This window comes from Bradyrhizobium sp. th-b2, assembly GCF_000426785.1.
GTDB lineage: Bacteria > Pseudomonadota > Alphaproteobacteria > Rhizobiales > Xanthobacteraceae > Bradyrhizobium > Bradyrhizobium septentrionale.
This window is the reverse complement of record NZ_AUGA01000053.1, coordinates 23,146-46,975: the sequence shown is the minus strand read 5'-3', so window position 1 is coordinate 46,975 and position 23,830 is coordinate 23,146. Positions and strand designations below refer to the sequence as shown.

Sequence of the window (23,830 nt, the reverse complement as noted above, 5' to 3'; positions counted from 1 at the left end):
CGCACAGAACCCGCGCCGCGTCTTCATCTCCGGCCAGAAGCGCGGCGTCTTCGGCACTATCAAGCGCCAGCTGCGGCGCCGCTCCGCTATCGAGCCCGTGATCGGCCATTTGAAGGCTGACGGACACCTCGGCCGCTGCTACCTCAAAGGCCGCGCCGGCGATACCGCCAACGTCATCCTCTCCGCCGTCGGTTACAACTTCCGCCGCATCCTCGCCTGGCTAAGGGCTCTTTGGTACCTCTTCCTGGCTGCCTTCTTCTCAGTCACCAGCCACCGCACACCACTCAAATCGGCTTCTTAACCGACGACCAGTTACTCCCTTGGACTTAGCGATGCAGATCAAACTGATCAGCCTACTTAGCCGCGCCTGGGTCGCGGCCAATCACCCCCCTCATCGCCGGCTTCGATCACGTCGAGCATTCTTCAAGATTGATGCACGATCGAGGCTTACCTAAGCTGTAAGAACAGCCTTGGTATCGAAGGGGATTTTCATGTGATACATTTCGCGTGCAAGCTCAGTCTTCAAGGAAGTGCCCGGGCCGTAGGGAATATAGGCAATGCCATCAAGGTCGGATGGCTTCTCCACCGTCGACTTCATAAGCGCAGCCACATTGGCTGCCCCAAACTTCCCGATAACGAAGCCGAGTTCGAACACGACATTCTGCCGCGCCCGCGATCGAAGGCCTGCTTCCGTATCCACAATACCGCTCGCGACCAACGATCCAAGGCCTGTTTGACAGTATACAGTTGCGGCGTACCCATCTGATGCTCTGCTAGAATCGCCCGCAAGGGACATATGCAAAAGGAAAGCGCCCCGCCCTTTCGGACGGGGCGCTACGGCGGCGCGGACTTGGGGTCAAGGCCAGATCTGGCCGCCGAATCGTTGCTTCGGCTATCATACCGTAGCCAGGCTCCCTGCGGGCGCGAGATGTTATTTTGATGCTGATTAGGCGATGCTGAACAGATTTTCGCGGTGGCCGCATCCGGGGGCCATAGCCCACCCAAGTGCATCGGCCGGATCAAGATCTACCTCTTGGACAACGGATCCGGCCCTAATCAACACGTCGTTCGCCGAGCGTCAGAACCTTACCAAGCGCATATCCACCCCGCCTGACGCGTCCCTAAGAAGTTGAAAACCATTGTCACGCATTCTGGCCATTTTTGTTCTAAAATTTTTCGCCGGACTGATAAGAGGCTTGTCGCTACCGCGGCGACGGCTTCTGGCTTGGCCGGGAGGATGCGCTGACGGGGATCGACAAGCGGACCGTCCGGGGTTGCGCCGCGTGTGCAAGAAGCAGGCAGGAAGCCAGACAATCTCAAACTGAGGCACAGGCGCTTGCCGAATTTTCCCGGAATCAGCCTTGGCGACGCCTCGCACTAATACGGCGCTAGTTTTCATCCAGAGATAATTTTCAGCTTTGGTGCACCTCTTCGACAACTGGGCGCTGCAAACAACAAACTTGTCCAGCTGGCCAGACGTTTGGATTAAATGCCAGGGAGTGAATAGCCGACTAGGAGCCAGACATCGCTTGCTCGAGCGACCGGCTATCAAGACTTCTCGGAAGAAAAACACCACGGATAAGGCGCTGGTTGATTACGGCAATCTGAGTGTGGGTGCGGCTATAGAATCGAGCGCCGCGAAACGCGGGATCTCCCCCTCGAACAACCCGCGCACTGTATCAAATCGAGGTAACGTTTTTCAGCGACGGCATCTGCGACCATGTGATGAAGGTGAGTAATCACCGCACACTCGAGAAACCTGAGTACTTTGTCGCGTTTTGGTAGTCGGCGACCATCCTTGTTTGAAGGAAGCTTCGACTTAGCTTGGCGCCGAACGCGCCGCAGGTCTGAGTAGGCGATGCTTAGGTACTCAAGATTTTCACGCAAAGTGAGATCTAAACATTCGCCCAAGTCTATGATCGCCCCGATAACGAACGGTTCAGAGTAGCCTCGGTCTTTAGCCCACTCCCATGCCCGAACCGGATCGCCTTCCCAAAAATACACGCCGGGACCGAGCCAATCAATATGCCTTTTCGCTGGGCGTAAAGTCCTCGCCGCTGAGCACGCGCAGACCGACTTGTCGCTCGCATCCGTGGAAACCATCGCCAGCGATGTCGCAGAACGACTCATTTACGACGGAGGGCACGAACCTTCTTTAACGTCCGACCGCCGTATTCCTTCGTCAATCCGCCGCGAGAGTTGTTAATACCCTCTTTGATCAAGACCTGCAGCGCACCCGCGCCCGACGCTTCGCGACCTCTTTGAGAGCGGCCAAAAGTTCTACATTCATTGGATCGAATCCTCTCCGGCCTAAGTCGAACATATAAGGAACATCGGGAGTTGCCAAGCGGCAATTCCCCTGATTGCGGGGATCGCAACAGGCCGCGCCACCTCCTCACTTTCACCGTCAGGTGCCTTCAATGAATGGTTGCTATGTGTTAATCGATCGCCCTATGAGTGCAGTCAATTTGGCGATTGAGCGCGAAGATTGGTTGGGTGCCGTTTGGCGTTGGCGCCCTCACCAACGTCGATGGTGATGGGCCGAGGGAGCAAGTCTACGGCGGTCCGGACAAAGCTTTCTTCGAGCCATGCGTAGGCGAAGGCATACCCCTCCGCACGACCGGAGATCTACCGGGAAGGCGGCTGCCGCCGGGAACTCGAGCAGCTTCTGCTCAACCGCAAGGAAAAACTATGTGGACCTTCTCCTGATTTTCCTTAGCAGCCGTCGATAGCGGTGAATGTTGCTGCGGTGCGCACGGATAGGCCAGATCTTCGTCTCGTCGTCTCTCCTGACGGTCGTCACGGTCGTTTTCGGTGTTGCGAAAGCGGGGAAAGAGATCCCCGGCGCAAAAAAAATATTCGGACGCGATTGGCTGTCAAAATGCCTCTCGTCGCATCTGCAAGTCCTTCGGAAAGGCGGCGCACGGCGACGCGCTGTGCCCGACGGCTGCAATTTTTTTTTGCGCTCCCCTCTTGAAACAGCCTCTTGCTTTTCTACGTCATTTTTCGCCGCGAGAGCGGTGCGCCGGGCGCCTTTAACGGGTCCGGCACGGGCGCCGGGTTGGGTCTTCGGATCTGTCCGAAACCCCTGTCCTGCGCTCCTTCGTATCCATCTTGCTCTCTGGAGGACTTGGTTATGAGGACCACGTTTGACTTCGTGCCCCTATGGCGCTCCACCATCGGCTTCGACCACCTGGCCGGCCTCGTCGAAGGCACGCTGCGCCAGGCGACCGAGGACCACTACCCACCCTACAACATCGAACGCTTCGGCGAAGACCGTTACCGGATCTCGCTCGCCGTCGCCGGCTTCGGCGCCGGCGACGTCACCGTAACGGCCGAGCAGAACGCGCTCACCATCGAGGGCAGCAAGCTCGAGAAGGCGACCGGCGAATATCTGTATCAGGGCATCGCCGCCCGTCCATTTCGGCGGGTGTTCAATCTCGCCGACTACGTCCAGGTGAAGGAGGCTTCCTTCCGAGACGGTTTGCTGATCGTCGACTTGGTCAGCGAGGTGCCGGAGGCCATGAAGCCGCGCCGGATCCAGATCGGAAGCGGTGGATCTCCGTCGCAGATCGAGCAGAAGAAGGCGGCCTGACGCCCGGTCGAGGGGCGACGGCGGAGTGCGGCGCGCGCCAGCGCCGCCGCGCTCCCTTCCCTCATGCAACGAAGGAGAAAGCCATGGCAATCCGTGATCTCATTCCCTGGTCGAGGAACCAGGAGCTCGCGTCCACGCGCGGCAACTACGATCCGTTCATGACGCTGCATCGCGAGATGAACCGTCTGTTCGACGACGTCTTCCGCGGCACAGGTTTATCACCGCTCATGGAAGGGCAATTCGGCTGGCCGAAGATCGAACTGAGCGAGACCGACAAGGCGCTGACGATCTCAGCCGAGCTTCCCGGCATGACGGAGAAAGGACGTCCAGATCGAAATCGCGAACGGCGTGCTGACCGTCCGCGGCGAGAAGAAGAGCGAGCGCAAGGACGAAGGCAAATACTTCACCGAGCGCCACGACGGCTCGTTCCAGCGGCAGATCGCGCTCGATGACGTCGACGAGGACAAGGCCGAGGCGTCGTTCAAGAACGGCGTCTTGACCATCTCGCTGCCGAAATCCGAGAACTCGCGGGCGGACGTCAAGCGCATCGCGATCAACGCGCAGTAAAGACCATCGTGGGCGGCGGTCGCCGCCGCCCCGAACTCACTGAAAACCAGTCCCGAGGAAAGGAGCGTGTAAGGGAGTCAACCGATGACCAACGCCAACACGAACACCGGCAATCTCAATCCCCCGTTTCATCCAGCCGCGCACTATGCGTCTGCGGGGGATGTCCTGAACGACAACGGGCTCTCGGTACCGGAGAAGCGGATCATCCTGTCATCATGGGCGTCGGACATCTACGCCGTCGAATCCTGCCCCGCCCTGCGCGAGATCCCCGGCATGGGCCACACCATCGGGCTCGCAGATATCGTGGCCGCGTTGCGCAAGCTCGACGGCGACGATGACGATCCGCCGCGCCCCGGCGGCCTCGCGATGCGGCTGCGGCGGCCTTGGGCCGCCGCCTTGCGGAGGTCAGCATGATGCTCACGCAGGCTGTCGTGACGATGGTTCTGCTGGGGCATGCTTCGCGACGTGGGGCCGTTCCGTTCATTGCTTTCATGAGCGAGTCGAGAGACCAGCCCGCGTAGCGAGCGTAGACGACACTGTGGCGCTATTCGCGCGCCCGACGCAGGGCGGCATCGAGTTTTTTGTTCTGCTTCTCCCAGCGAGCCTTCTCGTCTTCGGCTCGTCTCTCGAATGCCGCACGCCGCTTTCAATGGCCCTCGCCTTAGCTTCATGCTCACCTTTTGCCCGATCGAACGCCACCTGCGCCTTCGCGACCCCTTGTCCCGCCGCTCACGGTCTCTTGCTCTTGCGGTTTCTTCACGGCGGCGCTCGGCCTGCTGTCGTGAATGCTCCCTCTCGAATTCCGATGCGGGCCTTCCGGGCGGCCTTTTCGCTGATCTTGGGCTTCGGACGGCGCTTTGGGCGTCCGCGACCGTCGTTGTCGCCGGAGTAGGTCGGCAGGCCGGACTGTTTGGCGAGGTGCCCGTTCGATCCCGCGGGCCGCCTGAGGACAACGCCCTGCTTTGCCATGGTCAAGACCGTGTCGGGGGCCGTTACCGTGGCAACGCCTTCGGGAAAGAGGTTGCTGCCCGCTCCGCCGGGCTTCAGCGCCGCCCTCATCGAGGGCGCTCGCGATCGCAAGATCGTGGAAGCCCAGCGAGGTCTGAGACGTCTTGAGCTTCACACACCCACACATTCCCTAGCGCCGGCGCGCGACCCAAACCCCGAGCAGGAACGCGACGAGGAGCGACTGCAATGGGGACTTCACGGTCACCTTGCGCAACTGCTCGGCCCAGCGCATCGCGCTGTCGGACGAGTGCGAATGCAGCGGGCTTCGGTTCGCTCGCGGCTCCGTCTGGTTAATCGGCCTGGCCACAAAACTCTGCTCGATGTCACCCTCCTCGTCCGTCAGCCCGGAGGCTTCCGTCATAGCCGAAGCTTCCTTCATATCCACGCGCCTCTCCCATGGAGCGTCTTGTGCGGGCCGTAGCCTTTCGGCGCGTCCTTCCACTGCAGGCCGTTGCGGATGACATAAACGATGCCGCTCACGACGCGCCGGTCGTCAACTCTCGGCACGCCAAGCGCCAACGGAAAACACAGCGATATGCGCGCCATCTGGCGCTCGCTCAGCAAAAACAAATCACCCATCAAAGCCTCCGAATCCGAGACCTTGAATCACGCATCAATCAAAATTAATAGGTCCTGAGCCTAGTCAAGGGCCAACGCGCCCCGATCACGTCAGCCGGCTTCGCCTCAAACAAGAAACAAAAATGGGATAAAGCCGGCGTGAACGGACGCATTCACGACCTGCGCCACACGACCGGCATGCGGACGCTGCGCGCGACCGGCAATCTGCGCATTGTGTATGAACTGCTCGGCCATTCCACCATTGCCATCACGTCCGAATTCTACACCGACGCGACCGTCGACGACGTCCGCGCGGCAATGGAGCGCACGGCCGAGGCGCAGCAGCGCCGGCGCGAGCAGCTCGAGGAGTAGCAGGCGCCCAAGGCAATCGAAAACAAGGGCGACGACGAATGAGCCTCGCGCTGCGGCCGACCGAAATCCCGTCCTCAAGGACGGTCAGCAGATCGGCCGCATTTGCTACGCCAGCGAGCGTACACCTGGCGTCTGGCTTTGGCATGTCCCGGTTCATGTTACCGGCGGCCCGCGGGTCAGCAGCGCGGAGATCCGCGAGCCCGCCCATGCGCGGGGCGATTTTATGCGAGTACCTTGGCAGGATGATTTCCCGAAGTGCTAGTCAACCGCATGGGAGTCGAGTACGGCCCCCTGCCTGCCGGACCATCCCCTCCTACTGGCCCGCCAAGCGCAAGCGGGACGATTTCCCCATCCCGCGGCTGAAGGGTGCCGCGCAAATTCGGATCGCTCGGCTGCGGCGACAGGACGTACAGGAAGGCACTGGCGATCAGGGCAAAGACCGTCGACCCGATCGCGACGCGCGCGTCGCGGACAGTTTAGGCACTTTGCGGCGGCTCACGCCTTGATCAGCGCCGGCCAGGATGCCTGATATACAAACGATAGGCCTCGCATCGACCTTGTTCGCGGCCAGCGCAGTAACCGAGCCGATAGGACGCGCGCCCGATCAAGAAGCAGGAAAACTCCCACAGCGAGGACAAAAGAAGAATGCATGGAAATTGTAGTCCCAAGATTGCAGCGTCAAACCTAACAATCTTATAGCGGGCGAGATCCCGCTGCCTACCCTATAGGTCGGTAGTTGTCGCAAGCGCGAGCAACAGTATCAGGTATCAGCAGATGTAAGCGCGCGAGGTTTCGGGCGAAATGTAATCGCAGGGAACTGGAGATTTGCATGCGGCGCGACACGGCCGGCTCTCCCCGGAGAGTTCGGCACTATGGAGTCGTGCTATAGTGAAGAGCTGGCTATGCGGACAGTTAGCGCTTGGTTGATCGCGGGACCCATTGCGCTCGGCGCAATCGCCGCCTTGGCCATGATAATATCGTTTGGCAACGAGAATACGTAAAAAGCGGGCTTCCTCATCATCGGTGCCACTTCTGGCGATCATCACGAGCGTTCTCACCAAAGTTAGGAAGCGACAGGCGCAGGTTAGAGATCTTGCTCAAGCTCTGTATGCGGAGCTCACCCACCTAGTTCTGTCCGAAAATCGCTGCCCGAGCAGGTGCCGAGGAACTAGGATACACCCCTGAGGGCCGAGGGTATGTCGGCCCGACGGTCCTACTTCTTCCTCGCCGACGGAAATGAACCGTCCGGGCCGAACCACGGCCAGGCGCAGGCGATGCCTTCGCCGTCTCTCGCTGAAACGGTCGCGGACTGGCTGAGGGCAATCCGAAGGAGGACGCGCGGAGGTGGTGACCGCTTGGCAGAGCTTTGCTAAAGAGCCGGGCGCCCAGCAATGCGGCGCATCCTCCGCAGGCTGTAGGAGACCGTCAACTCTGGCAATGAAGGGTTCAGCAAGCGGTGGCCAATGATCTGCGGCAGGCGGCGAAAACACGCCAACCGCGCGCGCCAGCGCTGGCGTTCATGCAGGCTAACCTCGATCCCGGCGCTAGGTTTTTGTCGACGAGACCTGGATTAGAACCAACATGAGCCTGCTGCGGGTAGCGCGCCGGGCCAAAAGTCGACTGACCATGCTATCAGAACTTCACGTTGAAGATGGCATTGAATCCGTTCTGGGTGACGCCTGAGCCGAACTGGCCCTGGTAGGCGATGCCAAGGGTGCTTTCGCGGGAAAGCTGGAAGTTCAGACCGGATTCGACGAGTGTCACGTCCTTGCCAATGGATACGCCCGAAGCCACAAAAGCGCTGGAACCGGCAGCAAAGCTAGCTGTCGACAGCGGAATGCGGTCACCAACGGCATGACGCCAGCCAACATCAGCTCGCGCAGTCGTGGCGATGTCGCCAAGTTGAAGACGGGTGGTCCCATAGACGCCAAGGGTGGAGAGCGTCGTTTGCATCGTGTCGGCGTGAATATCAAGCGCCGCCCCGTTCAATCCCCTCTCGCTAAAAGCATTCGTCGCGACCCGAACATGGGCAAGATTGGCATAGGGATCGATCACCGACCAGTTGCCGAGATGGACCTTGTAGCCCAATTCTCCAAAACTCTGGAAAGTGCCCGCATCGTAATCCGAGATCAAGTTGTCGTTGAACCCCGGGAACGCAACGTTGCGGCTCATCTCAAGATCGTGCCATGTATAGGCAATGCCTGAGCGGAAGGCGATGGCTCCTTCTGGCACGCTCCACTCGGTGCCGGCATAGGTCCCGAAAGTGTAGTTATCGCTGCGGCCTGATGACGAAGAGGAGCCGACGTTGAAAGTGGAGCGGCTATAGCCTGCAAGAACACCGAACCGCCAGTCGTCAGATACCGACGCGTCGATCCCGGTCATGAAGCCGCCAATGCCGGATCTGGTGCTTGCGGCATTGCGATCACCCGATTGGCTTGTCCATCCGCCAAAAGCAGAACTCCAGGCTGCATAGCGCTGCAAGTCATAGGATGGCAGGTCAGAAGAAGTCGGGCCGGCGCCACGCTGAGTAAGCGAGTGATCCTTGCCATAGACCGGACAGGGTTGCGTGTTGCGCGACAGTTGCGTCGTACACTTCGTGATTGCCGGTAAGCAACGCGACGCCGCCGGACAACTGCAGCGACAGGTTGAACGGCAGTTATCTGCTCAATACCGATGGCCGCTTCACCAATAGCGGGGCTGTCGCGCCGCTCATCGATGGTCGTGACAACAACATAACGGCGAATGGGGGCTATCTGCAAACGTCCACCGGGCGCTTGCAGGTCGCAGTGAACGATACTGGTGCGTTCAGCCGCCTCGTGGTGCACGGAAGTGCGGCGCTCGACGGTACCCTCTCGATCGTGAACGAGCCTTTTAGACTTGTTGCTTTCAGCCAATGATTCGATGAGACGCTGAAATCATTGCCATACCAGCCAGCGATGGCAGAGCCAGATTTGCCGCCTCGCATCTGCTGAGGACCATAACCCATCACCCCCATCGGCGAGGATGGCGCGCCTCCAAAGGCCTGTTCGAGACGGTCATACACTGCAGAACGCGCATAGAAGCTGTCGTTGACACGCCTGCCCTTCTCCGACGCATAGATGGACGGCGAAAGCTGACGCAGCGCAGATGTCACCCCCGTGCCGTCGGGCGCGGAGAAGTCGAGTGCCGCGATCAGCGAGTGCAGTCCCGCCGCAGCATTGCCAGCTACCCGATCGAGCGCCGCGCCGACCGGGCGGCCCCATAACGCGAATAGGCATCGCTTGGGCGCGAGAGTGTCAACGCGTAGGTGTTGTCGCCCTGAGCTGTCGCGCTCGCCATTAAAGTCGGCGATTGCAGCGATGTCGTCACCTGTTGCGTCCAATGATGTTACCTTCATAACGGGTTGCAAAGCTTGCGTCCGGCTGTCCCGTTGAGTGACCATTCGCGTCAGGCGTCATACCGAACGTCAATTTGGTCAGGCGCGGCGAACCCTTCTCGTCAAGTTGGGCGTAATCAGACAGGATGTCCCCTGACAGCGTTGCGCCACCCATCACGTTGATCTCGCCCACATAACCACTGTTCGACATGTACATCGCCGCGTAACTGCCAGCCAGGCGCCCGGTCAGATCGAACGTGTTGACGAGCGGACCGTCGATTTCGTTCAGCATCGGGGCCGGGTTATTGCCAATCGTGCGAATATACCCACGATATTCACGGTGATTGCCCATCGCATTGTTGCCAAAGTCGAAGCTTGCTGCGATGCCATGCTCGCCGAGCGCCTGCACGTCGCGCTAATCAGACTCTGACCGTTGCCGTAGATAGAGTAACCGAACAACTTGCGCCGATCGATGGTATAGCCGATATCCTGCAACGCGGCCAACTCCGCCTCCATGAAAGATCTGTAATTCCGGTATCGCTGGTGGCTCATTAAGCTGTTCTTGAGCTCGCTATGCGAGACGAAGGCTGCATCCGGCGACCCGTCCTCATGCATCGCCTACACGGGAATACCGGGCATGGCGCCGGCCAGCACTTCACTCATATGCTTCCCGGCGAAATAGCCCTGATCGCGGCGCAGGTCGAAAACGTTGTCAGCTCGCGGGTTGGCGCAGCCGGAGCAATAGATCGCCTGTCCCGGCTTGGCTTGTTTGCCATTGTCATCGTGCAAATGGTCCGTCCAGGCATTTATCGCTTCGGGGAAATGCGGCGATGCTTCGTAGCCGTCAATAGTACTGGCGATTCCCATCTGATGGGCGATCTCATGAATCATAACGGGTGCAAGACCTATCGTTGGCGTCATCGGTAATTGCGAAGGGATGTATGCTTCGGCTGAAAACCCCATCTGTCCGATCGCAACCATGCCATGCGCCCCGTAGGTCAGCGAGCCGGGATCCTGCCTCGTGAGTGCCGCCTGCACCTTGTTCCCGCCATCGGTTGACGATTGGATAGAGGCCCATGCGTTGTCAATGGCAATCCTGGCGACGTTGACGATGGCCGGCGATTGACCCGGTATGACCTTAATGATTTCAGCCCAATACTGAATCGCAGCCAGTGAATGATCTATTTCCCATTGCGGCAAATTCCGCAGTGCGCGCTGCTCGTCACCTGGGCCACAACAAAAAGGGCCATCTCCGACACCGAATATCCGCGCCCGTATGAATGGCACGCCGTTCGAATCGGTGACATCGTAGGTTTCAACAGCCCCGCTGGGCGAACCGAGCAACGCGTGAACCGCAAGCACGATGGTCGTCATTGTCTTCGTTTTCATACTACACATTCTATTCTAGGCTTTTGATTGCAGGCGTGCTTTGCCATCGAGCTTCGAGCGCGTGTGCACAGCAGATGCGTGAGCGGAGCGCGACCGCTATTGGTTACGGAGGCCGCACGCCTTTGCGGCCATAACCTGACGGCAGCGTCGCAATATGAAAGGAAGGCTATAATCCTAGGACGACATTGATGAATCCAATCCACCCACAGAGGCGCGTCGTCGCCATCGCTGATGCCTTTGACTTCCACTTTTCGGGGCTCAACTCTGGCGCATCACGCTTGTCATTTGCGGCCAGCTGAGCTGCGGCTCGCCATGACCGGATATCACCGCCTGATGCCTGCGGCGGCCGGCGCGATGTCGGCCGTTTTCAAGGTGCCATCAACAATGCAAGCTCCCATTACGTTTGATCGCACGAAGATCTTATTCTGCAGGGAACAATCTCGACAAAGCATGCAGCTTCACGCAACTACCACGCGGTGGAGCAAAAAGCCGGGCCAATCGCCTGACACTTCCGCGCACGCGCAGCCAGCTGAACGCAGCATGCACGCATGGCGGCCCTTCTGTGTGAAAGCAGGCCTTCTGTTCGGTGACTGCCAATGTTGTCGCAAACTCGCCATCGCGCAGGACCACAACGACTGCCCGCGCCCGATGGCTGCAGCGGTTTCCTTTATTCATTTTTGCGGGCGATTGCCGCGATCAGTGCAAGGCTTGAATCGGGCTGCACGAAGCAGGCATTTTTATTGCACGCGTTACGATGGGCTTCGTCGTGACATGCTTCATCTACATCTGGGAAATCGGCGCGCGGCCTGGCCGCCTCAAGATAGACGGCGTGTAGGTTAGATGGAGAGCAACGCGCGCGACCTGGCTGGCCGAAGTCTTCGGCCAGATCGCGACCGAGATGGATCGGGGATGGCCAGTCAATTCACTCCGGAGCATCGAAAGCCGATTCTCGTTGCGCCGGACGAAAGCCTGACCGGCAGCGCCGTGTTGGGCGCAACGATCGGCAATATTCTCGAATTTTACGACTTCGGGACCTATAGCTTTTTCGCAATCCAGATCGGTCAGGCGTTCTTCCCGGCGAGCGACCCGTTTGCCAGCCTCATGCTGTCGCTCGCGACGTTTGGCGCGGGTTTTGTAACCAGACCGATCGGGGCCATCGTGCTCGGCTCGTACTCGGATCGGGTCGGGCGCCGGCCCGCGATGAATGCCAGCTTTGCCATGATGAGCGCCGCGATCCTCGCGTTAGCTGTTACGCCATCGTACGAGACGATAGGAATTGGCGCTCCGTTACTGGCCATTTTCGCACGTTTGGTGCAGGGCTTCGCTCTGGGAGGTGAGGTCGGTCCGACTACTGCCTATTTGATGGAAGCGGCCCCGGCCGAAGCCCGGGGTCTTGCTGTCTCGTTTCAGCCTGCCAGCCAACAGATAGCTGCAACCGCCGGAGCGCTGGTTGGAGAAATACTCTCCCTCGCGATGACAAGTGAGGCACTGGACGCGTACGGTTGGCGGATCGCGTTCTTGCTCGGCGCCGCCACGCTGCCGTTCGGACTTTGGCTGCGGAGCGCCCTGCCGGAGACATTACACCGCCCGGAAGCTTCGGCTCCCGTCGTCGAGAGTGCGAAGAGATTGCGTGCCGTCCGCCGCATGATGAGCTTGGGACTCGTCATTTTGGCCAGCTGCACAATTTTTACCTACATCACGGAATACATGACCACCTATGCGCTGAATACCTTGCAAGTTTCTGCGCCTCTCGCCTTCGCCACCACGCTCGTCAGCAATGCAGTAGGAATTGGCGCCGCACTGCTGGGCGGTTGGCTCGCGGATCGTGCCGGACGCCGGCACATCATGATATGGCCGCAGGTCACCGCGCTGCTGATGACCTATCCGGTGTTCTGGTGGATCGTAGAGAGCCGCAGTGCCATCGCACTTCTCGGAGGCCTCGGCGCGCTCACCTTCATCGGAACGGTCCCGTATAGCGCCTTCTATGTGAGCATGGCCGAAGGTTTGCCCAAGAACATCCGCGGCGGCGCCTTCGCGACGATTTACGCTTTTGCGATAGCGATCTTCGGTGGCACAGCTCAACCCATCGTCACCTGGTTGATCCACGTTACCGGGAACGCACTGGCGCCCGCCTGGTACATGCTTGTCGCTAGCGCGGCCGGATTCTGTGCCATGCTGATGATGCCCGAGACGGCACCGCCGAGAATTCAGAGCGCTGCGCATAAGCGAAGCCCGTCGTAGCGCTGGACAACGTGATCACGGGTCCCTTCCGCTCATATGGCGCTCCCCGTCAAGTCTTTGGGGAAGAAAGTAGGTCGGCCCGAGAGATGGGAATTGTCTTGATGAAGCATTCGATTTTTGCAGGAGGGGCCGGTGTTGGGGCCGCGCCTTCTTGTTGGGGTCGGGTAGGCTCTCGAGCTTTTCGCTTTTTCCTGCTGGATGGTCATCGGCATTGGAACAAGCGATGGGCAATCCGCGTGATGATCGCTGCAACACGGCGGGTTTCTTGCTGCGCAGCGCAAGAGGCCCCCTTGCTAGCCAGAATAGGCTGCCTGTGCCCGACCAGTATCGAATCGATAGCTATGTTAATGAGATAGGCTTCAGACGCCCAGACAGTTCCGACCCGCTCGCCTACGGGACGCAGACTGCAACAAATCAGCGCTCGTCTGTTCTGCCAGCAAGACAAGCCCGAGCAAATCATTCCCTTCCAGAGCCAATGAAACAAGGCGGCACCACCACTCTACGTCATCGGGAGTGCATGAATTCTCCCAGACAGGCAAGCATGCGAGTTGCGCTGCCGTGGATGTCCGGCAATTCACCCTGGCAGAGGCAATAGCTACCGCCCGTTTCTGATCGGTCGGCAACAATACCGAGCCTGTCGGAGCAGAGAATGACGCGGTCCGCGCCACCAATTGTAGCCAACCAGCGCGATCAAGTCACCGCGGTCGACGATCAGCGCCCCCTGCTTTAGCACCAATTCAGCGAAGCTCAATTGATCGTGAGCGTCATCACTTGGCCAAGTGGGCATCAACAGCCCCGGCGTGTTCCAACTCAGCGGTGTTCTTGACGTGGACAGCATTCGCACCGGCGCGGTGATCGGACGCAATCGCGACATAGAGCGCCGGTAGCACGAAGAGCGTGAACAACGTTCCGATGGACATGCCCGCGACGAGCACGAGCCCAATCGAGAAGCGGCTCGCGGCGCCAGCGCCCGTTGCGGTCAACAAGGGTAAGAGACCAGTGACCATCGCCGCCGTGGTCATCAAGATCGGACGAAGTCGAACGCGCGCCGCCATCTCGATAGCCGAGCGGCGGTCGAGCCTCTCCTTGAGCTGCAGCTCATTGGCGAACTCAACCATTAAGATACCGTGCTTGGAAATCAGCCCGACCAGTGTCAACAGCCCGACCTGAGTGTAGATGTTCATCGTCGACAAGCCAAAGAATAGCGGGATCAAGGCCCCGACGACCGCCATCGGAACGCTGATCATGACGATGAGGGGATCGCGCAGGCTTTCGAACTGTGCCGCAAGCACCAGAAAAATGATGATGAGTGCAAACGCAAAGGTGATGGCGAGTTGATTACCCTCGCGCACATATTGGCGAGCGTCGGCAAGGAAGTCGTGGCTAAAGCCTGCGGGCAGCATCTTTGCCTCCTCGTCCAGGTAGTCCACAGCCTGACCGATCGTGACACCAGGCATCGGTACAGCCTGGAAGGTCGCGGAGTTGAGCTGGTTGTAGTGGGTGAGCGTGTTCGGATCGGTCGCAGTCTCGATGGAAACCACGGTCGACAGCGGCAGCATCGAGCCTCTCGCAGTCTTCACATAATAGCTTCCAAGTGATTCCGGCGTCAGGCGGTTTTCGCGCGCCAGTTGCGGGATCACCTGGTAGGAGCGCCCCTGCAGGTTGAAGCGGTTCACGTAGTTGCCGCCGAGCAGGGTCGCAAGCGCGCCACCGACGTTCTCCATGGTGATGCCAAGATCGCTTGCCTTGGATCGATCAACCTTGATTTGCACCACGGGCTGATTGAACTCAAGGTCAGAGTCGCTGACCGCGAACAGACCGCTCTTGCGAGCGGCATCCTTCAGCTTCGACATCTGCTCATAAACGGACTGGAAACCTAGGGTCGAACTGATCACCATTTGCACCGGCAGGCCGCCCGATCCGCCCGGAAGAGGCGGCAAACCAAAGGCAAATGCGTTGATGCCTTCGATTTTGGACAGCTCGGCCTGAACGGACCACTTGAGCGCGATCGTTGATCTCTTACGCTCGTCCCAAGGCTTTAGCAACATGCCGGCCATGCCGCCCTGCGGCCCGCTGCTGCCGTTGAGCACGAAGCGCAAATCGGTCTCGGGAAACTTCTGGAACGCTTTGTCGAGCTTGGCGCCGTAATAATCGAGGTAATCGATATTGGCGTATTTCGGCGCTTTAGTCAGCGCGAATATGATGCCCTGATCCTCCTCGGGTGCAAGTTCCTTGGACGTATGCATGTAGAGAAAGCCCGCAAGGCCCAGCATGGTCAGCGCAAACAGCCCGGTAATCGGACCATAGTCGAGCGAGCGGTCGAGGTTGCGACCGTACCAGCGGGTCGTGGCGCCGAACGCGCGGTTCACACCCCTTGCAAACCGCCCCTCCTCAGAGTTCTTCAGGAAGACCGAACACATCATCGGCGAAAGCGTCAACGCAATTGCGCCCGACACGATGACCGAGCCCGCCAGCGTGAACGCAAATTCGCGGAACAGCGCGCCGGTGAGGCCGCCGATAAAGCCGATTGGCGCGTACACGGCGGCCAGCGTGATCGTCATGGAGACGACGGGACCGACGATCTCGCGCGCCCCCTGGGTCGCGGCCAGCGCGGGCGGCGCGCCTTGTTCCAGATGGCGATGAATATTCTCCACGACGACGATTGCATCGTCGACCACGAGACCAATCGCAAGCACCATCGCGAGAAGGGTCAGAAGATTGAATGAAAACCCCAGCGCCAGCATCATGCTGCAGACGCCAACAAGCGACAGCGGAATGGTAACGACGGGAATGATGACCGACCGAAACGAGGCCAGGAACAGGAAGATCACGACCACCACGATCAAGACGGCCTCGACCAGCGTCTTCTCCACCTCATCGATCGATGATTGAATGAACTTCGTGGAGTCGTAGGCCACTTTCATCTTCAGCGAAGGCGGCAAGTTGCGCTCCATGTCTGGAAATAGCGTCCGTACGCCTCGTACGATGTTCAGTGGATTGCCTTGAGGGCTCGCCTGCACGCCGATGAAGACCGCGTGCTCGCCGTTCATGGAGACACTGGCGTCTGCGGTCTGCGCGGCAAGCTCGACCGTCGCAATGTCCTCCATGCGCACAAATCCGCCGTCATTGGCCTTGACGATCATGCGCTTGAAGTCATCGACACCGCGCAGATCAGTGTTGGCCGTGATGTCGGAGATGGTGAGATAGCCCTTGACCTGACCGGCCGCGGCCTGGAAGTTGTTGGCGGCAATTGCAGCCGAAACGTCCGCCGGCGACACGCCATGCCCCGTCATTTTCACAGGATCGAGCCATAGCCGCATCGCAAAACTCTGGCCGCCCAGGATGTCCGCCGCTGCGACCCCCTCTACAGTCGACATAACCGGCTGCACCACGCGTGAAAGATAGTCGGAGATCGCGCTGGCCGTCAATTCCTCGCTGGAGAAAGCGATATACATGACAGCGGTGGTCTGACCGGCTGACTTGGTGACGACCGGATCGTTTGATTCCTTCGGAATTTGAGACTTGACCGAGTTGACCTTGGAGAGCACTTCGGTAAGCGCCTCGTTGGGATCAAAATTGAGCTTGATGTAGACCTGGATCGTCGAGCTACCGAGCACCGATGAGGACGTGATGTAGTCGACGCCCTCGGCGGACGCCACTGCCTGCTCCAGGGGGGCCGTGATGAACCCCTGGATCATGTCGGCGGAGGCACCCGGGTAGGAGGTTGTGATATTGACGACCGTGTTTGACAGCTTCGGATACTGCCGGATCGGCAGAACGGCGGCCGCGCGAAGGCCGATCAACAGGATCAGCAGACTGATGACGACTGATAACACGGGACGTTTGATGAAAAGATCGGCAAATGCCATCGAGGCTCTCGCATTCAGGAGGGTGACGCAAATTCGCTGGCACTGGCAAGTCGCGCTCCAGTTACGGTCATCAGCGCGGCTGACAGTGGCAAAGACCCCAGAAGGAAGCGGAATCGGCTGCTCTAACGGCTAGTTCCTAGGCAGAAGATCCGATCCTCCACTTCTCCATCGCCATTCCTTGGATGAATCTTTGCCCTTTTGATCGCTGATCGCTGATCGCTGATCGCTGATCGCGAGTAAGGACACACCTCTTCAGGATAAAGACCCATGTCATTTTGTGCGCAATCGGCCCGAGGTCCGACTCGGAATACGGAAGCGGGCTCACGCATTTCCATTCCGCTTCATCCTCACGCCTCAATGGCACGCAACGCCTTGCAGCAAGCGGATCAGTCGGCACTAACGGCTTCCGCGCCGCTGTCGAATGATCCAGCGGCGACGTCGAAAGTACAAACAACTCGACGAGTGACTCAACTCTACAAAGGCAAGCGCGCGATATAGAATGGGTTGCCAAACCTATACCAAGGTTTGTCGGCGCCTTACGCCGGCATGAGCCGCGCGAGACTTGCGACGTGCCCCCGGGGCCAAGATGGACCGGCGCACAAATGCATTCTAGAGATGCCCATGTTGGTCGCCGTGACGTCGGGCGGTTCCGGGTCGATGCGAACCTCGTCAATCTCCGGCGAATATGGGGTCGCCCGCTTGCAGGCGATAACGCTCGGGCACGATGCGACCGGATGGAAGACGGCAAAGGCGGGCAACACGCACAGCGTCGGTCCTGCTTCGAGGCCAACCTGGATCGGTTTCCAGAAATTCGCGCCAAGTGCTGCCGGCTTCCGTACAGCATTGCGTTGGGCTTGATGCCGATATAGGAACGCCACGTTGCAGCGTCACGATTGCGGCCACCATGATCCGTCACATCGTCTTCTTCACAGCCAACGATCAAGCCGGCATCGACCAGATCGTCGAAGGTCTGTCAGTTCTCACCGCAATCCCGTATGCACGCCGGCTCGAGATTGCGCGCAACCGCAAGAGCGATCAACTCGGCAATGAAGTCGACGTCGTGGTGTACGGTGAGTTCGACAGCGAGATGGATCTCGCTGCGTACAAAACGCACGGTTTGTATCAAGAAGCGATCCGGTGCGTCCGGCCACTTCGGGAACTGCGGTTTGCCGCTGACTACGAACTGTCAGCAGATGTCTATTTCGCTGAACCGTCAGGGTTGAGCCAAGTTGTTCGACGCCCCCGACGAGCTAGTCGCAGCTAAGCATGATGATGATCAGCCTCGAGGCTTTGTACGTGTCGGACGGAAATTGCGCTTGTTCGCGCCGGGACAACGATCAGAGCCGGCTTTACGGCCTGCCGATCATCGGTAACCGATAGCCCTATGCACGTCCGCGAGTTGCAGTGGATCGAGCCTGTCAAGGCGCTGCGATGCCTTGCGCAGCACCCGCAGCTTACCTTTCTCGATAGCGCGGCAGGGCATGAACTTCTCGGGCGGTACTCATATTTGACCTGCGAACCGTTTGGCACCTATTTGGTCGCCGATGGACAGGCAAGCTGGAATGCAGAGGCCGTTGCGGGCGATCCATGGGTGGTCCTGCGAAGCCTTCTCGCCAGATACCGAGCAGCACATCGCCCCGATCTCCCGCCGTTCCAGGGCGGCGCCGCCAGCTTCCTTGCTTACGACATGAACCGGACACTGGAGCGACTGCCGGCCCCGTCACTTCCCGGCCTCCGCTTACCTCAATCAATTCTACATTTCTATGACGTGGTGGTCAGTTTCGATCAGCGCGACCAGAAGTGCTGGATCGTCTCTACAGGATGGCCGGAGCAGGAGCCCGCTCGACGAAACGAGCGTGCGCGTCGTCGCGCTGATGAGTTTGCAGCACTGCTTGCCAGGCCAGGGTTACCTCGACTCACAATCCCTAGCAGGGCGGGACCGTGGCATTCGAACTTTAGCCGCGAAGGCTTCATGCCGGCGGTCCAACGCGTCATCGAGTTGATTCTGGCCGGGCATATATTTCAGGCGAACATCGCGCAATGTTTCAGCGCCAGGGTGTCGCCGCTATTCGATCCACTGACCTTCTATTGCCAGCTCCGCTCATCGAACCCGGCCCCGTTTGGAGCGCTCTTGCGCTACGGAAAGCTAACGATCGCATCGAGCTCTCCGGAACGATTTCTGAAACTTGACGGACAGCAGGTCGAAACACGCCCCATCAAGGGGACAATCGCGCGTTCCGCCGACGGCGAGGAAGATCGGCGCCGCGCCAAAGTGCTTCTTGCGTCCGAAAAGGATCGCGCCGAGAACGTCATGATTGTCGACCTGCTGCGCAACGATCTGTCACGCGTCTGTACAGACAATTCGGTCGATGTCATGGCACTGTGCAACCTGGAATCCTATGCCTCAGTGCATCACCTCGTCTCAATCGTCAGCGGCACTCTTGCTGCGGGCCAAGACGCGGTTAGCCTGCTTCGCGCCTGCTTTCCGGGCGGCTCCGTGACTGGTGTTCCAAAGGTGCGATCGATGGAAATCATTGCGGACCTCGAGAAAGTGGCGCGAGAGGTCTATTGCGGGGCGATCGGCTTCGTTGGATTCAGTGGACAGATTGACACGAACATTGCGATTCGTACTGTGACGATCGACGGCGACCTGGCTATGTTTCATGCAGGGGGCGGAATAACGGCGATGTCAACTCCTGAAGCCGAATATGAGGAGACGCTTGCCAAGGCACAGCGCCTCTTTGATGCTTTTGATTCCGAGATACCCGGTGCATTTTGATTTTCATCATCGATAATTACGATTCCTTCGTATTCAATATTGCACGTTATCTTCGCATGCTGGGTGCAGAGACAGAAGTCGTCCGAAATGACGCGATCAGCATCACCGATCTCGTTGCGCTCAAGCCGCGCGCAATCGTCATTTCTCTCGGCCCCCGCACGCCAATGGAAGCCGGCATTTCCACTGCCGTCGTCCGCGAGCTTTCGGGTCGCGTCCCCATTCTTGGCATCTGTCTTGGACACCAGTGTATTGGCAGCGTTTTCGGGGGGCGCGTGGCGCCGTGCCCGTTGTCCCACGCACGGGCGAGCCTCACCAATAACGCATGCCGGTCGGGGATTGTTCAAGCAGCTTCCGTCTCCACTTCCTGCCGGACGCTACCACTCTCTGGCGGTCGAACTCGATGAGTCCGACGCTCCGCATCTCATGGTGACAGCTCGTTCAAGTGAAGGCGAGATCATGGCTCAAGCACACCGGCATCAACCAACCTATGGCGTGCAGTTTCACCCTGAGTCAGTACTAAGGTCACATGTTGCTTATGAATTTTTTGCAACTGGCAGCGAGTTTCCGAGCGTGACATCGGAAGTCACGCGCGCGGTAGCTTGGCCCGAGTCAGAGCATGGCACACTGCGCACTTGATCTGGCTTGCCTAACGTTGTGCGGTAAGCACCGACCAGTCGAAGATGTAATGAGAAAGCGCGAAAGAGCTCAATTGGTACGATGCGTACGCAACTTTTTCTTTTCGTTCGGTCTAAATTGAATTACTTGGGGTGCACAATGCGTGGACCTCTTCGCATTGCCTCCATTCGATAACAGGCGGACTATCCTCCAGCCTGGTCTCAAAAATGCTTATTCGAGATCCGCCAAGAAGTTGGCGGTGCCTTGCGGTAGCCTTCACTACCGCCGCCCTAGGGGGCTTTCCTCCCTTGACTTGGCCGCCGGTCCTATGGATCGGCGGCTTCCTTCGGTGTTGATTGAGGAATCAAAGTCAATCTGCACGCGATCGGCGCAGGCGCGCGACAGGCCGCGACGCTCGTGCCGGGGCTTGAGAGAACTTTATGCAACACAGAGGTGTGCAATTCAGCATTCGGGAAGCTCTGCCAGGCGAATGGCGCTACAGTTTTAAGATCGATGGCAGGACGGTCCCAGCGGCAAGACCCAAACGAGATTGCAACTTCTTGCGATCCGTCGGGTCAAGGATGGAATTGATCGTGAACTAAATCGAAGCGTGGGCAGTGCGAGTTGATATTGGAGTGGGCACCTTTCCCAAGTGCCCCGTTCGGGGGGATGCAAAGCCGCTCAACAGAGCTCCATGTCGGACTTCCGCGCGCGCATCAGGCGATAGGTTCCCGGAAGCCGCTCAACGGTAGCTTCACCGAGAAGCTGGATGGTCCCACGAGGGTATCACCACGAACGGCACTCTGCTGCGATACACTCCAACTATCGAGTAGCCCGCTTTGGCCCCTGCTCCGCCTCGGCAAACGCATAGGTTGGGCAGTCGCTCGAGGCTATGCTCAACAACGACCTACAGAACGCAGGCGTGAGCTTGCCGCGGTGGATCACGACGTTCTCATGACCCGTCGCGGCTCGGGCGTTCTGCCAGAGTCGATTGTAGCCGCGCTGTTCGTTGGACTTCACGTGGCAAGCGGCGAAGTCGCTGTCGTCCAGCGTTGCCAACTGCCACGCATATACCGGCCGCTTCGTATGGATGTGCACCCACATTGGACTTGGCATCGTATCATTGCGAAGCGCATTGGGCTGCAGTTTGATCTCAAACAGCGTCCCTGGCTCGCCCTTCAACGCGCGTGGCGGATCCGGATGCGCCAGCTCCCCGGCCGCCCGCAAGTGTTCAAGGTAACTCTGCGACGGAAAGGCGTAGGTCTTCATGCAATCGATCCTGGTCGTGGCCTTTCGTTCCTTCAAAGCCTTGGCAAGCCCCTGCACATCGGACAACATTACGTTGAGCCGGACTGTTTTACTGTGCACGTCGCGCACTTGCGCGGGCGTGAATACACCGCGTCGACGGGGCTGCTCCAGCGAGGCTAGACAGGCTTCAATCTCCGCGGCTTGCGTCTGCAGGCGCTCGACGACAGTGTCCACGACGTGGTCGGCGTCCTCGGGTTTCATGTGGCGCGCTTGCGAGGCGGCCCTTTGCTGACCGGCCAGATCGAACTGCAGAAGTTCGTCCAATCGCTCGAGCAGACGCGCCAATGCCTCCTTCGACGGTGGGGCCTGCCATATCGCCAAGTGCCCCGTCGCTAACGATGACGCTCTCGCATGTGCCTCCTCCGCAGTCGCAAGTTTCTTCGTGCCCAGATCCGAGAGCACGATAACCCTGGCTGTCGGCGGGGTGCCGGCGTCGGGCCCTGCGACCAAAGGCTCCGGCAGCCCGGCCGCCGAGCTCCCCGCGCCAGGAGCCGGCGTGCGCTTGCCCTTCCCCTTCCTGCGCGCTGCATTACCTTCGGTGACTGCAGCCCTGCGGGTCGTATTGACCGGCGTCCCAGCCCCATGTTCGGCCTGTGGTCCAATGATGGCCGGCATCTTCGGTTGCACCACCACGAGACGCATGACGTCGTCCGCCGTGACCCACGCGCCCTCCACGATCTGGTTCAAGAGGTCCATTGGGAGGTCGGCACCCGTTCCGACGCCGCTCAACTCGACAATGATGTCATGCAACGTCCCACCAAATTCCGACAGCCGCTCCATGACCCCTTCCAGAACGGCGCAGTGCTCCGCATCGAGCGCCCGTCCTTGGCTGTTTAGCACAGCGTCGACTGTCGAGACGAATGCCGGAAAAACATCCTCGATGAAGGTTGCGAGCAAACGCGCGCGCCCGTCCTCACCCATGAGGATCTGCTTGACGGCTGGTTCGAACGTGCTCGCCCGCGGCTCAATCAGCACCTGCGCGAGGGCGATCTTCGATTGCAGATACATGCACTGCGTATACAGTGCCCAGCCCGTGTGCAATCGTAGCGTGGCCTCTTCGGCCTGCCGCATCTCGGCTGCTGTACCTGGCAAGTTCGCTGTGGCCACGCAGACCGACCGCATTCGTTCCGAGCGCAATGCCTTCTTCCCCCACCACTCCGTGCAGGCCAAATGGTGCTTCGCTACACTTGAAGCCGCGCGGCTCAGCTGGTCGGGCGGAGCGTTGGATTGGCGCATCCGGCCAAGCACGGTTGCCGCATTCTTCCTGTTCTGCTCCAAGGCGTAGATTGTCGGCGTGGCCAGTGTGTTGCATTGGTCAGCCGCATCGAGCACCTCGTCGCGGACCCGGCGGGCCTGATCGTCAGACAGCATGCTCCGCGCCAGATGCGCGGGCAAGCTTGCGTAGTAGTCCAGGACTGTTGAGCCGGCCTTGACGAGCTGATCGATCAAGTTTTGCGCCTCAGACGAGTTCCGACATTGCATAGCCGCATTGCGGCAAGCATCAAGTTCCTTAAGCAGGCTATCCATTCGCTCTGCTGCATTGACATCGTCGCCACTCGAGGAAATGGGGACTGCGCCACCCGAAGTTCGCGGTTGGCCGGCGAGCGGCGCCGTTCTATCTTGAGGCCCGGGGCGCATACGCTCGACGACGGAGTCGAACGATTGGCCACCTTCCCCTGGGGCGAGATCGTACTGCGAGCGCGAACCGCTCGATCTCCACGTGCTGTCCGCTCCTGTAGGCCCAACGGGCGATTTGTCTGGTCGGCCAATGCCGGTCATATTCCATCTCCGATCAGTGAGAATGTGCAGCCTACTAGATGGGCCGCCTGGCTGACGACTGGCTGACGAAAAGCGTTCTCTCGGATTCACAAGGAAATCCAAATCGACAGGTGCGGGATAGTCAGCCGCATCATGACCGCGGCCGCCATAACGATATGCTTGCAGCCCGCGCCGGCATCCGCCGTGACGGCAATCCTTAAGAACCGGCAGCTATGCAGGCGCCTTTATCTGCGGAAGGCCACAACATTCTCCGCCGCGGGTACACGGAAACCTCTCGCGCTGCGATCGCTATTCACCGCTGACGCACCTCTGACCATTCAACAGAGATGGTAACTTTCGATAGGATAAACTTCCGCCCACGCGCATCGAGTGTGGAACTTTGGAAAGCTGTTGCC

Annotated in this window: 14 protein-coding genes and 4 pseudogenes; 10 read left to right on the top strand and 8 right to left on the bottom strand. The window is 59.4% G+C overall.

Features of this window, described 5'->3' with window-relative positions:
• A pseudogene (locus tag K359_RS54365) lies at positions 1 to 301 on the top strand (IS5/IS1182 family transposase); the annotation flags it as partial.
• A 150-nt stretch (positions 302 to 451) separates the two neighbouring features.
• Here K359_RS54365 and K359_RS59465 read toward each other — a convergent pair.
• Positions 452 to 700, bottom strand: a complete 249-nt coding sequence (locus K359_RS59465; protein ID WP_245284844.1) for a TIR domain-containing protein — start codon at positions 698 to 700, stop codon at positions 452 to 454.
• A gap of 2,436 nt (positions 701 to 3,136) precedes the next feature.
• Here K359_RS59465 and K359_RS0138220 point away from each other — a divergent pair.
• The 3 genes and pseudogenes from K359_RS0138220 (at position 3,137) to K359_RS0138210 (ending at position 4,576) form a co-directional block, all read left to right on the top strand.
• Positions 3,137 to 3,595: an Hsp20 family protein gene (locus K359_RS0138220; protein ID WP_029083951.1), complete on the top strand. Its 459-nt coding sequence runs from the start codon at positions 3,137 to 3,139 to the stop codon at positions 3,593 to 3,595.
• 83 nt (positions 3,596 to 3,678) lie between these two features.
• Positions 3,679 to 4,162: pseudogene (locus tag K359_RS54355) on the top strand (Hsp20/alpha crystallin family protein).
• An 84-nt stretch (positions 4,163 to 4,246) separates the two neighbouring features.
• Positions 4,247 to 4,576 (top strand): hypothetical protein, encoded by a 330-nt coding sequence (locus tag K359_RS0138210; RefSeq protein WP_029083950.1) that lies wholly within the window; start codon positions 4,247 to 4,249, stop codon positions 4,574 to 4,576.
• Between the two features lie 724 nt (positions 4,577 to 5,300).
• On the opposite strand, the gene K359_RS0138200 is transcribed toward K359_RS0138210, so the two are convergent.
• Positions 5,301 to 5,549 carry a hypothetical protein gene (locus K359_RS0138200; RefSeq protein ID WP_210293180.1) on the bottom strand — a complete coding sequence of 83 codons (249 nt, stop codon included), beginning with the start codon at positions 5,547 to 5,549 and terminating at the stop codon, positions 5,301 to 5,303.
• 11 nt (positions 5,550 to 5,560) lie between these two features.
• Positions 5,561 to 5,749: pseudogene (locus K359_RS54345) on the bottom strand (transposase); the annotation flags it as partial.
• Between the two features lie 54 nt (positions 5,750 to 5,803).
• On the opposite strand from K359_RS54345, the gene K359_RS0138190 reads away from it, so the two are divergent.
• On the top strand, positions 5,804 to 6,100 hold the full coding sequence (locus tag K359_RS0138190; protein WP_084518647.1) for a tyrosine-type recombinase/integrase: 297 nt from the start codon (positions 5,804 to 5,806) through the stop codon (positions 6,098 to 6,100).
• Positions 6,101 to 7,732: 1,632 nt separating this feature from the next.
• On the opposite strand, the gene K359_RS54340 is transcribed toward K359_RS0138190, so the two are convergent.
• Complete coding sequence (locus K359_RS54340) at positions 7,733 to 8,581, bottom strand: autotransporter outer membrane beta-barrel domain-containing protein (RefSeq protein ID WP_224496913.1); 849 nt, start codon at positions 8,579 to 8,581, stop codon at positions 7,733 to 7,735.
• A gap of 164 nt (positions 8,582 to 8,745) precedes the next feature.
• Between K359_RS54340 and K359_RS57630 the strand changes: the two genes are divergently transcribed.
• Entirely contained in the window at positions 8,746 to 8,997 is a 252-nt protein-coding gene (locus tag K359_RS57630) for a hypothetical protein (RefSeq protein ID WP_176539522.1), read from the top strand.
• Between the two features lie 447 nt (positions 8,998 to 9,444).
• Here the strand turns inward: K359_RS57630 and K359_RS64875 are convergent, their stop codons facing one another.
• Positions 9,445 to 9,864: a hypothetical protein gene (locus K359_RS64875; protein ID WP_029083946.1), complete on the bottom strand. Its 420-nt coding sequence runs from the start codon at positions 9,862 to 9,864 to the stop codon at positions 9,445 to 9,447.
• Positions 9,865 to 10,073: 209 nt separating this feature from the next.
• Positions 10,074 to 10,844 carry a hypothetical protein gene (locus tag K359_RS64870; protein ID WP_029083945.1) on the bottom strand — a complete coding sequence of 257 codons (771 nt, stop codon included), beginning with the start codon at positions 10,842 to 10,844 and terminating at the stop codon, positions 10,074 to 10,076.
• A gap of 909 nt (positions 10,845 to 11,753) precedes the next feature.
• Here K359_RS64870 and K359_RS0138150 point away from each other — a divergent pair.
• Positions 11,754 to 13,085: an MFS transporter gene (locus tag K359_RS0138150; RefSeq protein WP_029083944.1), complete on the top strand. Its 1,332-nt coding sequence runs from the start codon at positions 11,754 to 11,756 to the stop codon at positions 13,083 to 13,085.
• Positions 13,086 to 13,852: 767 nt separating this feature from the next.
• Here the strand turns inward: K359_RS0138150 and K359_RS0138145 are convergent.
• Entirely contained in the window at positions 13,853 to 16,954 is a 3,102-nt protein-coding gene (locus K359_RS0138145; RefSeq protein WP_029083943.1) for an efflux RND transporter permease subunit, read from the bottom strand.
• 904 nt (positions 16,955 to 17,858) lie between these two features.
• Between K359_RS0138145 and K359_RS0138140 the strand changes: the two genes are divergently transcribed.
• The 3 genes and pseudogenes from K359_RS0138140 (at position 17,859) to K359_RS59450 (ending at position 20,307) form a co-directional block, all read left to right on the top strand.
• A complete protein-coding gene (locus tag K359_RS0138140; protein ID WP_029083942.1) occupies positions 17,859 to 18,218 on the top strand; it encodes a Dabb family protein in 360 nt (119 codons plus the stop codon).
• Positions 18,219 to 18,338: 120 nt separating this feature from the next.
• A complete protein-coding gene (locus K359_RS0138135; RefSeq protein WP_029083941.1) occupies positions 18,339 to 19,733 on the top strand; it encodes an anthranilate synthase component I family protein in 1,395 nt (464 codons plus the stop codon).
• Positions 19,730 to 20,307 (top strand): annotated as a pseudogene (locus K359_RS59450) (aminodeoxychorismate/anthranilate synthase component II). Before K359_RS0138135 ends, K359_RS59450 begins: the two are co-directional and overlap by 4 nt.
• A gap of 863 nt (positions 20,308 to 21,170) precedes the next feature.
• On the opposite strand, the gene K359_RS0138130 reads toward K359_RS59450, so the two are convergent.
• Positions 21,171 to 23,435: a hypothetical protein gene (locus K359_RS0138130; RefSeq protein ID WP_029083940.1), complete on the bottom strand. Its 2,265-nt coding sequence runs from the start codon at positions 23,433 to 23,435 to the stop codon at positions 21,171 to 21,173.
• Between the last annotated feature and the right edge of the window lie 395 nt (positions 23,436 to 23,830).